General features: G+C 64.4%; 13 protein-coding genes. 7 read left to right on the forward strand and 6 right to left on the reverse strand.

The genetic code is table 11. From position 1 onward, the window contains the following. Positions 1–265: 265 nt before the first annotated feature. The 6 genes from E0W60_RS18615 to E0W60_RS18640 form a co-directional block, all read right to left on the reverse strand. The gene (locus tag E0W60_RS18615; protein ID WP_135705193.1) at positions 266–1627 is read right to left on the reverse strand and encodes an MFS transporter; all 1362 of its coding nucleotides are present in this window, start codon (positions 1625–1627) and stop codon (positions 266–268) included. 134 nt (positions 1628–1761) lie between these two features. Further along, positions 1762–2577 carry an enoyl-CoA hydratase/isomerase family protein gene (locus tag E0W60_RS18620; protein WP_135705194.1) on the reverse strand — a complete coding sequence of 272 codons (816 nt, stop codon included), beginning with the start codon at positions 2575–2577 and terminating at the stop codon, positions 1762–1764. A gap of 4 nt (positions 2578–2581) precedes the next feature. Further along, the gene (locus E0W60_RS18625; protein WP_135705195.1) at positions 2582–4135 is read right to left on the reverse strand and encodes an AMP-binding protein; all 1554 of its coding nucleotides are present in this window, start codon (positions 4133–4135) and stop codon (positions 2582–2584) included. Beyond that, positions 4128–4700 carry a (2Fe-2S)-binding protein gene (locus tag E0W60_RS18630; protein ID WP_135705196.1) on the reverse strand — a complete coding sequence of 191 codons (573 nt, stop codon included), beginning with the start codon at positions 4698–4700 and terminating at the stop codon, positions 4128–4130. The genes E0W60_RS18625 and E0W60_RS18630 overlap by 8 nt, the downstream gene beginning before the upstream one ends. Continuing rightward, positions 4697–5512, reverse strand: a complete 816-nt coding sequence (locus tag E0W60_RS18635; RefSeq protein ID WP_133098283.1) for an FAD binding domain-containing protein — start codon at positions 5510–5512, stop codon at positions 4697–4699. The genes E0W60_RS18630 and E0W60_RS18635 overlap by 4 nt, the downstream gene beginning before the upstream one ends. Then, positions 5509–8541, reverse strand: coding sequence for a xanthine dehydrogenase family protein molybdopterin-binding subunit (locus E0W60_RS18640; protein WP_135705197.1), 3033 nt, complete (start codon positions 8539–8541; stop codon positions 5509–5511). Before E0W60_RS18640 ends, E0W60_RS18635 begins: the two co-directional genes overlap by 4 nt. A 263-nt stretch (positions 8542–8804) precedes the next feature. On the opposite strand from E0W60_RS18640, the gene E0W60_RS18645 reads away from it, so the two are divergent. The 7 genes from E0W60_RS18645 (at position 8805) to E0W60_RS37030 (ending at position 14868) form a co-directional block, all read left to right on the forward strand. Further along, on the forward strand, positions 8805–9707 hold the full coding sequence (locus E0W60_RS18645; RefSeq protein ID WP_135705198.1) for a LysR family transcriptional regulator: 903 nt from the start codon (positions 8805–8807) through the stop codon (positions 9705–9707). Between the two features lie 33 nt (positions 9708–9740). Beyond that, positions 9741–10328, forward strand: a complete 588-nt coding sequence (locus tag E0W60_RS18650) for a hypothetical protein (RefSeq protein ID WP_135705199.1) — start codon at positions 9741–9743, stop codon at positions 10326–10328. 632 nt (positions 10329–10960) lie between these two features. Beyond that, the gene (locus E0W60_RS18660) at positions 10961–11854 is read left to right on the forward strand and encodes a hypothetical protein (protein ID WP_135705200.1); all 894 of its coding nucleotides are present in this window, start codon (positions 10961–10963) and stop codon (positions 11852–11854) included. 38 nt (positions 11855–11892) lie between these two features. Beyond that, entirely contained in the window at positions 11893–12024 is a 132-nt protein-coding gene (locus tag E0W60_RS38075) for a hypothetical protein (protein WP_276609607.1), read from the forward strand. A gap of 138 nt (positions 12025–12162) precedes the next feature. Further along, positions 12163–12786, forward strand: a complete 624-nt coding sequence (locus E0W60_RS18665; RefSeq protein WP_135705201.1) for a hypothetical protein — start codon at positions 12163–12165, stop codon at positions 12784–12786. Positions 12787–13817: 1031 nt separating this feature from the next. Further along, positions 13818–14603 carry a hypothetical protein gene (locus tag E0W60_RS18670; protein WP_135705202.1) on the forward strand — a complete coding sequence of 262 codons (786 nt, stop codon included), beginning with the start codon at positions 13818–13820 and terminating at the stop codon, positions 14601–14603. 100 nt (positions 14604–14703) lie between these two features. Then, positions 14704–14868, forward strand: a complete 165-nt coding sequence (locus tag E0W60_RS37030; RefSeq protein WP_167884584.1) for a hypothetical protein — start codon at positions 14704–14706, stop codon at positions 14866–14868. Position 14869: the final 1 nt, after the last annotated feature.

Raw genomic sequence — 14869 nt, forward strand, 5'->3', positions numbered from 1 at the left:
TGCTATCTATGAGTAGATAGATAAGCGGATCAAAAAAAATGCCGGGTCTCACTGTTAAGAATCCGGGCATTGCCCGGGGGTGACTGGAGTCTAGGTAGGGGCGGCATGCCTGTCCAAGACGGAATGCGTCGAACTTAAGACCTTGCAGGTCTTGCATCCGGTTTGCTCCCCTCTCCCGCCCGCGGGTCCCGCGGGAGAGGGGCCGGGGGTAAGGGCCGGCGCCTCAACGAAGTCCGGCCGCCACCCCGCCGCTCAGCAGTGCCCCTTACTTTTCGGCAAGACGGCCCAGCGTCTCCGGCACGATCGTAGCGCCCACCAGATAGACCAGCGTGACGGCCGCGAGGAAAACACCAAGGATCACCGGCAGGTCGGCGGGCGTGCCGGCGGCAAGCGAGGCCAGCGTCGGCATCATCCCGCCGAGGGCGAAGCCGATATTCCACGACAAGCCCGTGCCGGAGGCGCGGATGCTGGTGGGGAACCGCTCGTTCAGGAAGATGAGGATCGGCGCGAAGCCGGCGCACCCGAGCATGCTGAGCGCCACCGCGTAGACGCCGCGCAGGGTGGCGGTTGGCGCGGCCGGCATCCACTGGTAGAGCAGCGGCATCAGCACCAGGCTGAGCGCGCCGATCAGCAGAAAGGCCCGCTTGCGGCCGACCAGCGTGCTGAAATGCCCCGCTGCCACCGATGCGACGATCACACCGAGGCTGCTCAGCATCAGGATGGCCGAGGACTCGCCGGGGGATGCCTTGACCACGACCTTGAGGAAGGTGGGAAGGTAGCCGGAAGTCAGGTAGTAGGCGCTGCCTGCGCCCACGGTCAGCAGGATGTTGACCAGCAGGATGCCACGATACTCGCGCGAGAACAGCGTGCGCAGCGGATGCGCCTGCGGCTTGGCGTGGCCGCTGGCGGCCTTTGCCGCCTGCAGCTGCTTCCACAGCGGCGACTCTTCCAGCGAATTGAAGATGACCAGCCCCAGCACCGAGCTGACGATGCCGGCGAAGAACATGCAGCGCCATCCCCAGACCTCGAAGGCGTCGCCGGGAAACAGCGCCGTCATCGCCATGTACGTGATCGACGCCAGCAACGCGCCGATGCCCGCGCCGCCGCCGCCCACCAGGCCGGACACCGCGCCGCGCCACGACGGCGGCACCGATTCCGTGCCGATGGTATGCGTCGAAGCGACCACGCCGCCGACGAACACGCCTTGCACCAGCCGCAGCAGGATGAACAGCGCCGGCGCGAACAGGCCGATCTGGGCGACTGTCGGCAGCAGCCCGAACGCCGCCGTCGACAGGCCGACGCCGGTCACGGCCACCACCATGGCACCTTTGCGCCCGTGCCGGTCCGCGTAGGCCCCGAAGATCGCCGAGCCGAGCGGGCGCATCAGCAGCGTCACCGCGAACGACGCGTACACCGCCGCCAGCGACAGCATCGCATGCTCGGACGGAAAGAACAGCTTGCCGATCACCGGCGCCACGAACAGCAGGATAAACAGGTCGAACAGGTCGAGCGCCCATCCCATGCACGAAGCCGTCACCGCGCCCAGCACCTGCCGGTTGTTCGCGGCCGCGGGTGCCGCGCTCTGCGCGCCGCTGGTCGGCACCTTGTCATTTGCCAGCACTTCCATCGTTGTCTCCATATACTTTTAAATGAACGGCTCCCCGCGATGCCCACCGGGGGCATCGTCGATGCGTCTGTATGCGTCCGTATGCGTCCGTCTCTCGGGCTCGGCAGGCGGGTCAGCCCCGCCCACGTCCGCGCTCAGCTGCCGCGGAAATCGGGATTGCGCTTCGCATGGAACGCTTCCACGCCCTCGCGGAAGTCGTCCGAGCTGCGCAGGCGGCTGTAGCAGTGCCCTTCGAGTTCGATGGCGATCGACAGCGGTGCGTCCTCGGTGTCGTTGAGCAGCTTCTTGGCGGTGCGCTGGGCCAGCGGGGAGAAGGCGCGCAGCTCGTCGACCAGCGCATCGGTGGCGGCTGCCAGCTCGGCGTCAGCGACGCAGTCCACGGCGATGCCCCACTCGTAGGCCTGTCGCCCCGGGATGCGGCGCGAGCGCATGACGATGTCCTTGGTGCGGCCCACGCCCACCATCTTCTGCAGCCGCGCCGAGCCGCCGGATCCCGGAATCTGGCCAAGCTTCTGCTCGGGCAGCGCGTATTCCGTGGTGGCGGTGGCGATGCGGAAGTCGCACGCCAGCGACAGTTCGAAGCCCACGCCGAAGCAGTAGCCCTGGTTGGCCGCGATCACCGGCTTGCTGCAGCGCGCCGGCGCCGCCACGTTCCACGCGAGCTTCGACACATGCTCCGGCGACGCTTCCAGGAAGCCGCGGATGTCGCCGCCGCTGGAGAAATGCTTGCCCTGCGCGCGCAGCACAATGACGCGCACGCGATCATCGGCGTCCAGCGCCTCGAACACAGCACGCAACTGGTCGCGGGCTGCCATCGAGATCACGTTGTAGGGCGGGCGGTGCAGGATGATGTCCGCACGCTCGCGGGCCGGGTCGATCTCCACGGAAAAGCCGTCGGGGTCCTGCAGGCGCTGCTGGTCGGGATGGGGCAGTGCGAAGGCCTGGGTCATGTCGTTACTCCTTGATGGGGTCGCTGTGGGGAAGAGAGGAAAGCGCGCTGTATTCGCCCGCGGACAGCTTGCGGCGCAGGATCTTGCCGACCGGCGATTTCGGGATGTCGGCGACAAACACGTAGTCGCGCGGGCGTTTGAAGTTGACGAGGTCGGAGCCGCGGCAGTAGTCGTCGAGCGCGCCCGCGTCAACGCAGCCGCGCGGCTTGACGAAGGCCACCACCTTCTGGCCCCAGCGGGCGTCGGGCACGCCGGCAACCGCCACCTCGTCGACGGCGGGGTGCAGGGACAGCACCGATTCGATGTCGGCGGGCGAGATGTTCTCGCCGCCGCTGATGATCATGTCGTCGACCCGTCCGGTGACGAACAGGTCGCCGTCAGCGTCGAGGTAGCCGATGTCGCCGGTGAAGTACCAGCCGTCGCGCAGGGATTTGGCATTGGCGTCGTCGCGGTTCCAGTAGCCCTCGAAGGCCTCGTCGCCGCGCAGGTCGGCGATGATCTGGCCTTCCTCGCCGGGCGCGGCCAGTTCGTCGGGCGAGGCCGCGTCAAGCCGCGCCACGCGCAGCCGCGTGTTGAGGCCGGCGCGGCCCGCACTGCCGGGTTTGCGCGCCGCTTGCTGGTCGACGCTGAAGGTGTAGACCTCGGACGAGCCGTAGTGGTTGACGAACAGCTCCGGGCGGAACGCCTGCTCCAGCCGGGTCAGCAGGCCATCGTTCATGGCGGCGCCGGCGAAGCCGAGCTTGGTGACGGTGCGCACATCGTTGCTGTCGAAACCCGGCTCGGCGAGCAGGTCGTGGTAGAGCGTGGGCACGAGATAGAGGCAGCTGACGCGATGGGCGGTGATGGCCTGCAGCGCCTGCGACGCGATCCAGCGCCGCACGCAGACGAATAGGCCGTCCACCAGCGCCATGGCCAGCAGGGACCGCACGCCCATGGTGTGGTACAGCGGCATCACTCCCAGCGTCCGCTCGCCGCGCCGGTACAGGTTCTGCGCAACATGCGCCAGCGCGGCTGCACGTTCCTGCCGGTGGCGGCGTGGAACACCTTTCGGCTTGCCGGTGGTGCCGGAGGTGTACAGCATGAGCGAGACGTCGCCGGCCTCGGCCTGCGTGCTGTCCCGGCGGGGCGTGGCACGTAGCAGGGTGTCGAACGACAGCGAGCCGCCCGGCGCGCCGTCCAGCGCGATGCAGGGGACTTCCTGCGCGGCGGCGCTGTCCAGCACCGCGTCGGCGCTGACCGGCTCGAACACCAGCGCCTTCACGCCGGCGTCGCGCACGCAGTAATCCAGCTCGTCCGGCTTGGCGCGCCAGTTCAGCGGGACGATGACCAGGCCGGCGAACTGGCAGGCCCAGTGCAGTGTCGCCATCTCCCAGCGGTTCTGCAGGATGGCGAGCACGCGGTCGCCCGGCCGCAGGCCCAGGTCGAGCAAGCCGGCGGCCACGCCGCGGATGCGCGCGAGCCATTGCTCGTAGGTCAGCACCAGGTCGCCGTCGACGATGGCGGGGGCGTGGGGACTGCGCTCCACGCTTTGCAGGAAGGTGCGGCCGAGATCAAGCATCGCAGTGCTCCCTGGCAACCGGTGCCGCAATCCGGCGCGAGCGCGCGCGGCTGGCGGCCACGTCGAGGACGGCGGCGACGATCGGCGTGTAGCCCGTGCAGCGGCACAGGTGGCCGGACAGCATGTCGCGCACCTGCGCCTCGGTCGGGTCGGGTACCCGCTCCAGGTAGTCCGCGCACGACATCAGGATGCCCGCCGTGCAGAAGCCGCACTGCAGCGCATGGTGGCGGCGGAAGGCTTCCTGCAGGTCGCCCAGGCCTTCGCGCGGAGCGAGTCCTTCGACGGTGTCGATGGCGCGGCCATCGGCCTGCACCGCCAGCATCAGGCAGGAACGCGCGGCCACGCCGTCCACCCGCACCGTGCACGCGCCGCAGACGCCGTGCTCGCAGCCGACGTGGGTGCCGGTGGCGCCGAGTTCATGGCGCAGGAAGTCGGACAGCAGCTCGCGTGGCGCGCACGAGGCGCTGCGTTCGATGCCGTTCAGGGTCAGGGTGACGCGCTGGCGCTCATTGCGCCGCATCACCGGGGGCGCACCCGAAGGTGCGCCATTAGCGGTCTTGCTCATCTTGCCTCCTCGATTGCGCGCATGCCCAGTTGCCGCACCAGGTGGCGGCGGTACTGCGCGCTGACATGGGCGTCGTCCTGCGCGCCCAGCTTCCAGCTGAAATCGTTGATTGCCTCGGCCAGTGCCTCGCCTTGCAGGCGCGGCCAGGTCTCCAGCACCGGCCGGTCGGCCACCCCGCCCACGGCCAGCGCAATGGCGTCGTCCGTGACGATGGCGGCGCAGGCCACCAGCGCGAAGTCGCCATGCCGGGCCGAGAACTCCGTAAAGCCATAGCGCGCGCCGGGCCGCCGCAGCGGGAAGTGCACCGCTTCCACCAGCTCGTCGGGCTCGCGCGCCGTCATCAGCATGCCGCGGAAGAACTCGGCGGCCGGCAGCACGCGCCGGCGGCGCAGCGAGCGCAGCACCACCTCGCCGCCGAGCGCGGTGAGCACCAGCGGCAGCTCGGCGCTCGGGTCGGCGTGGGCGATGGAGCCGCACACGGTGCCGCGGTTGCGGATCTGGAAATGCGAGATATGCGGGAAGGCGAGCGCGAGCAGCGGTACCTCGTCGGCCAATGACGGGCGCCATTCCACGCTGCCCTGCGTGGCGGCAGCGCCCACCACCAGATGGCCGCCTTCCACGCGCACGGTATCCAGGTCAGGGGTGCGCGAGATGTCGACCAGCAATTGCGGCTGCGCGAGGCGCATGTTCAGCACGGCCATCAGCGACTGGCCGCCGGCCAGCACGCGGGCACCCTCGCCGGCACGGGCCAGCGCTTCCAGCGCGTGCTGCGCGGATTCGGCACGCAGGTAATCAAAGGCTGGAGGTTTCATCGACGGACTCCAAAGAGCGCCAGCAGGCGCGCGATCCAGCCCGGCTTGCGCGCGGGCTTGCCCCCGGCCTGGCGGCCGAGCGATTCAAACAGCTGGCGCAATACCACCTTGGCCGCGCCTTCGAGCATGCGGCCGCCGACCGCGGCGACCTTGCCGGACACCTCGGCCTCGTAGTCATACGTGAGACGGGTGCCGGCACCGTGCGGGGCCAGTTCGACCAGGCCCGCGCCGCGCGCACTGCCGAGCGACGACAGGCCCGCGCCCGCGAGCCGCAGCCGGTGCGGCGGCTCCAGGTTTGACAGCGCGATCTCGGCTTCGTAGCGGGCCTTGATCATGCCCACGCCCACGGTCACATCGGCGCGGTACCGGTTGTCGCCGATGGGCACGAGCGCGTGGCAGCCCGGCACGACCTTGGCCAGCGCCTGCGGGTCGAGCAGGACGGCGAAGACGGCCTCGGGCGTGGCGTCCAGGTCGACCGTGCCGCGCGCGCTCAGGGCCTTGCCGCCCTTGCCGCCGCTCTTGTTGTTCGCCGAGGCCTCTCTTGCCGCCTCGGCCAGTTCCGGACGCGATGGCGGCGGGTCGTCGAAGCCGATCATCGCCATCACCCTGGCGGGCGTGAGCGGCAGGCGGATGTCGCTCACGCCCAGCGCATCGGCCACCGCGTTGGCGATGCATGGCGGCGTGCTCATGTTGTTGCCCTCGCCGAGGCCCTTGGCGCCGAGCGGCGTGAACGGGCTCGGCGTCTCCAGGTGGACGATGAGCGGGTCGGGCACCTCGCACGTAGTCGGCATCAGGTAGTCCGCCAGCGTGCCGGACTGGAAGCTGCCGTCGGGGCCGTAGCGGAATTCCTCCATCAGCGCCGCGCCCAGCCCCTGCGCAAAGGCGCCGCGGATCTGGCCGTCGGCCAGCGCCGGGTTGAGCAGCTTGCCGGCGTCGTGCGCAGTCACGTAGCGGTCGATGCGCACGCGGCCGGTAGCGCGGTCGATCTCCACGCCGCACAGGTCGAAGGCAAAGCCGTAGCAGGCGGATGTGTTGACGCGGTCCTGCTCGTCCGGGGCGTCGAGGTTGGGGGGCGACCAGAACACGGTTTCGCGCAGGCCAGGCTCCTCGCCGGCCGGCAGCAGCTGCGGCGACCAATGCGGCGCGTTACTGGCCGCGCGCGCAAAGGGCAGGGCGGTATCGGGCGCGCCCCGGCGTACGATGCGGCCATCCGCGAAGACCAGTTCGGCCGGGTCGCAGTGCAGGTGCGAGGCCACAATGCGCGCCAGCTTGTCGCGCACGCGCGAGGCCGCCAGGTGCACGGTGCCGGCGACGGCGCCGGCGAAGCGGCTGGAGTAGTTGCCCGCGGCCACGGACCACGCGTCCTTGTGCGTGTCGAATTCGACGTTGACCACGACGTCAGCCGGATCGATGCCGAGCACGTCGGCCACGACCTGCGCCGACACGGTCATGTGGCCCTGTCCCGCCGGCGTCGACGCGATGGTCACCACCACGCCGCCGAGCAGGTCCACGCTGACCGTTGCGCTGGCGATGGCGCCGTTCTTCGGGCCCGCCTTGCGGCGTGCCGCGGCCGGCGTGGCGGTGGTGATGTAGCCCATGTTCGATACCGAGGGCTCGACGATGGCCGCGAAGCCGATGCCGTACAGCCTGCCCTCGGCGCGCGCGGCGTCGCGGCGGCGCTTGAGTTCACCGTAGTCGCCCGCTTCCAGCGCGCGCGACAGCGCCAGCTGGTAGTTGCCGGAATCGAGCAGCGCGCCCGCTGCCGCGCGATAGGGAAAGGCATCGGCGGGCACGAAGTTGCGGCGGTAGACGTCGAGCGGATCCAGGCCCAGCTCCACCGCGATCCGCTGCACCAGCCGCTCCAGCGCGAAGTACACCTGCGGCCCGCCGAAACCGCGCACGAGGCCGGTCGGCGTTTTGTTGGTCAGCACCACGCGGTTGCGCACCAGCAGGTTCGGGATCGAGTAGGCACCGGTCAGCAGGCCATGCATGCGGTAGAAGGTGGCGGGCTCCGGCGCACGCAGGTAACCGCCGCAATCCTCGAGCTGGTCGTACGAGAGCGCGACGATGCGGCCGTCCGCCTCGACCGCGGCTTCCAGGGTGGAAAGCCGCGCGGTAGCTGACGTGGCGGCGCTCAGGTGCTCGAGCCGGTCTTCCACCCACTTCACCGGCGCGCCCGCCTTGCGCGAGGCGAGGCACATCAGCACCACGTAGGGGAACACCGCCTGCTTGACGCCGAAGCTGCCGCCCGAGTCACGCGGCGCGACATGGCGCAGGCGGTTGGCCGGGACCTGCAGCGCCATCGCCATCACGGCGTGCAGCGAGAACGGCCCCATGAAGTTGGAAGTGACCTGGTAGCCCTCGTTGCCCGGCAAGTGCTCGGCAATCACCACGCCGCACTCGATCGGCGTGCAGGTGTTGCGCGGGTAATGGGCGGTCAGCGCCACGCGGTGCGGCGCGGCGGCAAAGGCGGCCTCGGGGTCGCCATAGCGGAAATGGCGGTCGCTGGCCACGTTGCTGCAGAGGCCGGGATGCAGCACGCTCGTGTCGTCGGCGACGGCGGCCTCGATCGACACCACCGGCGGCAACACGCGGTACTCCACCCGCATGAGGTCGAGCGCGTCTTCCGCCAGGGCACGGCTCTCGGCCACCACCACGGCCACCGGCTCGCCCACATAGCGCACGCGCTCCATGGCCAGTGCCCACTGCTCCATCGGCGCCTTCACGCCCACCACGAAGGGCTTCGACCAGGCAGGCAGGTCGGCCCCCGTCAGCACGGCACGCACGCCCGGCGCATGCAACGCGGCGGCGCAGTCGATGGCGCCGAGTTCGGCATGCGCGTGCGGCGAGCGCAGGATGGCGGCGTGCAGGGTGCCGGGCCTGACGCCGAGGTCGTCGGCGTACCGGCCTCGCCCGGTCAGGATGGCGGCATCCTCGACACGCGGCATCGGGCGGCCGACATGCGGCGCCGGCCGGGGCTGCTGTGTCTCCACCGTGCCGGTCATTTCGCCAGCATCGAATCTTTTCATTTGCGACTCCGTTCCGTGCGACGGAACCGCGCCGGAAGGCGATGGGGCCGTGCAACGTCAAACGGAGATTAGTGACATCTCGATATAAGATCTAATATTGATTTCTGATTCGAGCCATCATTTGTGATGATTGATAAGGGTCTTCCCGGAGACAAGCGGGATGCGCAACAAGCTGGCCAATGCCGGAGTCTTCTGTATCGCATGCCGCCCTGGCTTCATCACTAAAATTGATGCCGGAATGACAGTCCCATTGATACCAACCCATGGACCTTAAGCAAATCCAGTACTTCATCGCGCTGTTCGAAGACGGCTCCGTCACGCGCGCGGCCAAGCGCCTGAATATCGTGCAGCCGGCGCTCAGCATGCAGATCGCGCGGCTGGAAGAGGAGTTCGGGCAGAAGCTGTTCGACCGCATCCCGCACGGCATGGTGCCGACTGCTGCGGGTCGCATGATGTACCGCCTGTTCCTGCCCATCGTGCGCGACATCGCCGGCGCGCGGCAGCAGATGATGCAGCGCGAGGAGCAGATGGCCGGCCGCATCACGCTTGGCATGGTGGCGTCCGAAACGGAGAGCGTGCTGGTGGGATCGCTGGCGCGCTTCAATGCGCGCTATCCGAACGTAGAGGTTTCCGTGGCGGACGGCTTCAGTGCCGCGCTGATCGATCTCGTTTCCGCCGGCCAGCTTGACGCGGCCGTGGTGCATCGCCAGCGCGGCCGGCCGGCGCTGCATGTGCAGCCGCTGCACGACGAGGAAATGGTGCTGGTGACCAGCGTCGAACACGGCCCCGAACTGCCGGAATCGGTAGAGATGGCGAAGCTGCCGGGACTGGAACTGGTGCTGCCGACCAAGCGGCATGGCCTGCGCGTGGTGCTGGACACGGCGACGCAGGCGCAGGACGTCACCCTTGCGCCGAAGTTCGAGATCGACATCCTCGGCACCATCGTCCAGTTCGTGCAGGAGACGCGCTTTGCCACCGTGCTGCCGCGCATCGTGGTGCTGCGCGCCGTGGAAGAGGGACGGCTGCGGATGCATACCATCATTGCGCCGCGCATCGTGCGGCATCTGGTTTGCGTGAGCCATCCGCAACGGCCGCTGAGCACGGCGGCCGAGGCGTTGATCGTGATCGTCGCGGAGGAAATCAGGCGGGTTTCCGGGATGGCGTAACGGGGTGGCATAACGGGGTGGCGTAACGGTGGGGTGATCGCCTGGGCACTGACGCAGCGGCCGGTGCGGCTGTCGCAACCGTTATCGGTCGTCGGCGTGGGGCCGGGATCGGGCCTGATGGTCGGATCCGCGGATATCATGCAGCGCTACGGCCTTGAAGCCGCCGGCTACCAGCTGAAGCTGGGCAAGCCCGATCCAGCTGGGGATTCCGGTCGTGACGGAGCTGGAACGGCAGATCGTCGTCGACCGGAAGCCGCCGGCGGCTGTCGCGCGCGACTGGATGAAGGCAAATCCGGAAATCGTGCGCGCATGGTTTGCCCCGTAAACGTGCGGCTTGTGCCTGGGGATGGACGGAGCGCTAGCGCGACGCTCCGCCGGCTATCTCTTTCTTCACCACATTTACCTGAGTTGGTCGAGCGGCATGGCCGCCCCGACGGCCTGGGGCGCGAATGCGCGAGAGACCTGGCAAATCAGGGCAGCGCCCAGCGTCAGACCGCCGCCGTCACGATGATTTCCACCAGCAATTCGGGACGTGCGAGGGGTCTGACCAAGATGAGGCTAAATTGCTATCATAAGCCTTGTGGTTATGAAAAACCCAATTCTTATTCCCAGGTGGAATAAGTCGGTCAGGCTGCGAAGGCCTGCCCAAACTGCCGGGCCCGCTTGACGTCGTCGCTATTCAAGTAGATCGAGGTGGTTGAAATCGATTCCTTCCGAAGCGCCCGTTTGGAAGCCGGTGGTCGATTTCACGCTTGGGCACCAGGCCCGTGGACCACGAAAGCGTCAACGATCCCGATAGCTCGGTCTGTTCAGCCGTGGTCGCAGGCAAGCCCACGGCCGGATAGTCGTGCCCAGACTTGCAGCTCGCGTTTCCGTGGATGCCACCCCTGGCGCAAGAAAAGTGAATAAACGTTAAATGTTGTGAATTCACCAAATCTCTATTGCGGCCGCAATGAGGGTCCGTTACGGTGCCGAATCGCCAAGCGGGCCGAGCGCGAATCTGAATCGTGCAAAGTCGCGCTTATATCTGGTGTTTGAATTCCTGAATATAAATTAGGAAACGTCCGATGGTTTTTTGGCGATGGCATGGATACGCTCCATCCCGACCCGGCACGCAAGGGCTTCCCAGTGGATTGTCCCGCGCCCATAGCGACACAACGATGCCGCTCAGCAAAAACAAGAATAGGGAATTAAGCAGCATGGGAGTTTTCAGCAGTGCATTCCAAGTTCATTGGCGTCGCGCTGCAATGTGTATGGCAGCCCTTGGCTTCGCGGTGACGGCCATCAGCACAAGCGTGGCGGCTCAGGATGCCGGCAAGGAGCCGTTTCAGCGTCTCAATGAAGCCGAGATCAAAGCCAAATACCAGCACTGCCCGGACGGCTACTACACCGGGCCGCGGCCTGGCAAGGGCGTCTACACCAAGGATCACTTCCTGTGGGTCGTAACGCCGGAGTTTGCTGAACGCTACTGCATACCCCAGGAGTTTGTCAGCAAGGACCTCAAGGGCGCGGAAGCCGTCGCCTTCACGGTCTCGGAGAATCGCGACGAGGAGCGCTGTAGCTACAACGGTGTTGAGGAACGGTGCGGCTTCCCGAAGTCCTTGCGCTTTGAACTCTATTTCAAGTCCGGTACACCACTGCCAATGGCGATCGATACATCCATTGCAATGGTACCATCGTTGCCCTCCGCATACATGATAGCGAGATCGTCAAAACGACTCTCGGAAGCGCTGCGTAAGGATGCACCAAAACCCAAACGCGAAATACCGGTAAAGGCTTTTGAGCTATCTCAGATCGGCATCTCTGGGATCAAGGACGGCAAGATCGTCTGGCCGATCACGACCCTGCATGAGCAGACCTACTTCGTCCGCGTCTTCGAAGGCATCGACTACCTGGCCGTCGAAGGCAGTACCGGCATGTTCACCAATCCAAGGAGGGAAGCCCAGGATGTGCGGAAGTTTGTGATTTCCTTCGATAAGCTCGGAGACCGATCCCGGACCAATAACGGACGTCAGCTAAGCGAATTTGCATACCTTGTCGAACTGCCAGAATCGTTCTCGGACAAGATCCGCGCCATCGACAAAGCGCGCGGCCTGAATTACAGGGCGATGGCGGAGGAGTTCCTGCGCCGGCAATCGCAAAAATAAGCAACAAGAAGACCGATTGCCCCGGAAGCGGAACCACGATGGCGACCAACTACGACACGATTCTCAAGTACATGCCCTTTGCCAAGGGCGTCTATGGCACCGGGCCGGGAACCGCCCCGCTGTCCGTCGGTGCTGGGGCACTGCCTGACGCCGAACACGACCACCAATAACATGGCGTGCAATTCGGTGCTTGGAATGCTGACGGGGATGGCTCATGGCATGACCTTCCAACTCCCGAACGCCACCGGGCTTATGCCGGGGGCTTCTGAAAGTTGTCGTCACTAAAAGAAACAGAGAGGCGATTAAGCATGTGGAGTAAAGCATCAACGAAGCGAAAGACGCCTGGACGCACGCTGTATGCCGTCCTTGCCTTGTTGCTCCTGGTAGGCGTCACGGTAGCTGTCGGCAGTCGGTCCGCCTTGTGGGCGGGGCCCTTCGATCTTCCCAAGGGAAATGATCCCATTATTGGTGACCTTGGAGGTGAACCCGTCTCAGTTCCGCTTAATTACACGCACCTTATCACTGAGTACGACGGGGACCCGAGTGTCTTTGACCCGGAGCGTCGCAAGTGGAAACCGCCGGTTCGCACCTTCACCTCAAAGATCAATTCGTTGCCGCTGATGGTGCACTTGCCAGATTTTGCGCCGAGGACTGCGGAAAACGAATCGAGCTACTTCAAAACCCCTGCCATAGACGATCCGCATGAATGGTTGCCGGTCGGTGTTACAGCAAGTAGCCAATTTTTCATTTCGGATGATGCCCTCAAAGAGGGGAGCCCATTCAATAGAGAAAAAATTATTGAAAGCCATTCTGGACCCACAAATCCAAAATTTGGAGGGCCAGCGTTCGTTCGCTACGACAAAGAGGATACGCTGCGCTATGGCCTAGCGACTCCGCCAGGGAGCTCCCATGCCAAGCGCGCTCCACCGTGAATTGAGTACGTACCTCAGGCGAGCTGGCGCTCTGGATATTCCCCCGAGCTGGCCAGCCAACCGGCGTCCAGCCAACCGCGACGGATCGGCTAACGAAGTTGACCGGGTGTCGGGCAGAACCATGGGCCTCCCAACGAATCTCCACGTAAATCGTCGCGCCCACGTTTCCGGTGAGTGGCGGGATAACAGCCACCCGCGCCATGGAAAAGTGAATAAACGTTAAATGTTGTGAACTCGCCGAAGTTCTATTGCAGGCGGAAGGCGATCTCGCTATGGTGCAGAATCGGCGAAAGTGGCCGAGTGCGAGTCCATACCGCGAATAACCATCCTTATTTCTGATATCAAAATTTCTGAATACAGATTCGGAATCGTCTGATGTCTATTTGACGATGGTATCGGTATGCTCCAGTGCGCGCATGGTGTGGAGTCGCAATGGAGCACCAATGGCCGTGGGCAACACAACGATGTTGCTTTGCGTGAAAACGAGAATATGGAGTTATGCAGTATGCGAATTTTCAGCCGGTCCATCGATATCCGGGCGAAGCCCCCGAACGCCACTGGGCATGCAGGGGTGCATGGGACCATGGAGAAGCTGTGGGACTTGGCAAAGTTTTCGCCCCGGCTGCGCCGTATCCCCGGCCTTTCCTTGGGGTAACCTGCTAGGCCTTGGTCATGCGTGAGGATCAACACCGTCAGGGAGTCCGCGTAAGACGGTAGCGTTTATTGCAAGTGCGTCCATGATTGTTGGGTGCGCAAACACGCAACCGAAGCCCGCAACGGCAACTTGCGAGGGGAAGTCATTCGGGCCGGAAGTTGGTGTAACAAACAAGCAATCTGACACCTCACTTCGAGAGGTTGCTTGTCGACCTGGATTTTCCATGAGCTTGGGAGATCCTCAATATATGGCCGTTTCGAAATACGCCTCGCAAACACAAGGTAGCGAGCAACAGATTCGAAACGCTGTCGTGTGGTGTCCCTGTGCGGCATAGCAGTTGCCGTCGGCATGAAAAAAAACAATGAGGCGATGCAGCATGTGGAGTCATTCATCAACGAAGCGAGCGAGGTTCAGGCGCCCGCTGTTTGCCGCTCTTGCTGTACTGTTCGTAGTGGCTGCGACGGTAGTAGTTGGCACCCGAACGGCCTCGTGGGCCGGCCCCTTTGATCTCCCCAAGGGGGATGATCCCATTATTGGCGACCTCGGGGGTGTGCCGGTTTCTGTTCCTGTCAACTACACCCACCTCGTGACCGAATACGACGGCGATCCTAGCTTGTTCGACCCGGAACGCCGCAAGTGGAAGCCGCCAGTCCGCACCTTCGCCTCAAAGATCAACTCGTTACCGCTGATGGTGCATTTGCCGGATTTTGCGCCGAGGACTGCCGAGAATGAGGCTAGCTACTACCGAGCGCAGAAATCAATTGAAGGGCCGGAGGAGTGGCTCCCGATCGGGGTCAGAGCAAGCAGCGCCATGTATCTGACCAACCAGCAATTACTCGATGGCGATCTATTTAACCAAAAATCAAAGATCGATGGCTTGAGTAAATTCCGTAATCGACTTTACGAGCGGCAATCAGAAACATTATATGGACTGGTCGAGTATCGATCCCAGAAATTGGTTTATTACCCTGGTGGATCAGTCATGGAGAGGGAGCGTCTATTCTTCTTTACAAAGGACGGGAATAATATCACCTTCATTGAGTGCAGTGCAAACATCGAGCCCTTTGAGGAAAGCCCGCGTAATGTATGCACTCATCAATTTTCTCTTTACCCCTCACTAAAGGCCGAGGCATCTCTGCAATACGATGCTCGCATCGCTTAGCCAATGGATGAAGTACGAGCAAGGGGTTCGAAAACTAATTCTTAGCTTCCAGGCACGATCTGCCGAGACGAGCGATAAATTGGGAAAATAAGAGATATTCATGCCAACACCAATATCCGCGCAGACCCTCACTCAGATTCGCTCCCAATTCGAAGCTGGAAAGCTTACGCCAGATCAAGTTTATCGCCAACTTGAAAGCTATGGCTATAAATATGGGCCGGCGGCGTTGCAAATGCAAATACAATTGCAGGAGCATCGGCGCTGAC

The organism is Cupriavidus oxalaticus (genome assembly GCF_004768545.1).
GTDB lineage: Bacteria > Pseudomonadota > Gammaproteobacteria > Burkholderiales > Burkholderiaceae > Cupriavidus > Cupriavidus oxalaticus_A.

What these genes read in the sequence shown, in the direction of transcription:
- E0W60_RS18615 (WP_135705193.1), bottom strand. Translation starts at nt 1,627, where the DNA reads ATGGAAGTGCTGGCAAATGACAAGGTGCCGACCAGCGGCGCGCAGAGC.
- E0W60_RS18620 (WP_135705194.1), bottom strand. Translation starts at nt 2,577, where the DNA reads ATGACCCAGGCCTTCGCACTGCCCCATCCCGACCAGCAGCGCCTGCAG.
- E0W60_RS18625 (WP_135705195.1), bottom strand. Translation starts at nt 4,135, where the DNA reads ATGCTTGATCTCGGCCGCACCTTCCTGCAAAGCGTGGAGCGCAGTCCC.
- E0W60_RS18630 (WP_135705196.1), bottom strand. Translation starts at nt 4,700, where the DNA reads ATGAGCAAGACCGCTAATGGCGCACCTTCGGGTGCGCCCCCGGTGATG.
- E0W60_RS18635 (WP_133098283.1), bottom strand. Translation starts at nt 5,512, where the DNA reads ATGAAACCTCCAGCCTTTGATTACCTGCGTGCCGAATCCGCGCAGCAC.
- E0W60_RS18640 (WP_135705197.1), bottom strand. Translation starts at nt 8,541, where the DNA reads ATGAAAAGATTCGATGCTGGCGAAATGACCGGCACGGTGGAGACACAG.
- E0W60_RS18645 (WP_135705198.1), top strand. Translation starts at nt 8,805, where the DNA reads ATGGACCTTAAGCAAATCCAGTACTTCATCGCGCTGTTCGAAGACGGC.
- E0W60_RS18660 (WP_135705200.1), top strand. Translation starts at nt 10,961, where the DNA reads ATGGCAGCCCTTGGCTTCGCGGTGACGGCCATCAGCACAAGCGTGGCG.
- E0W60_RS38075 (WP_276609607.1), top strand. Translation starts at nt 11,893, where the DNA reads ATGGCGACCAACTACGACACGATTCTCAAGTACATGCCCTTTGCCAAG.
- E0W60_RS18665 (WP_135705201.1), top strand. Translation starts at nt 12,163, where the DNA reads ATGTGGAGTAAAGCATCAACGAAGCGAAAGACGCCTGGACGCACGCTG.
- E0W60_RS18670 (WP_135705202.1), top strand. Translation starts at nt 13,818, where the DNA reads ATGTGGAGTCATTCATCAACGAAGCGAGCGAGGTTCAGGCGCCCGCTG.
- E0W60_RS37030 (WP_167884584.1), top strand. Translation starts at nt 14,704, where the DNA reads ATGCCAACACCAATATCCGCGCAGACCCTCACTCAGATTCGCTCCCAA.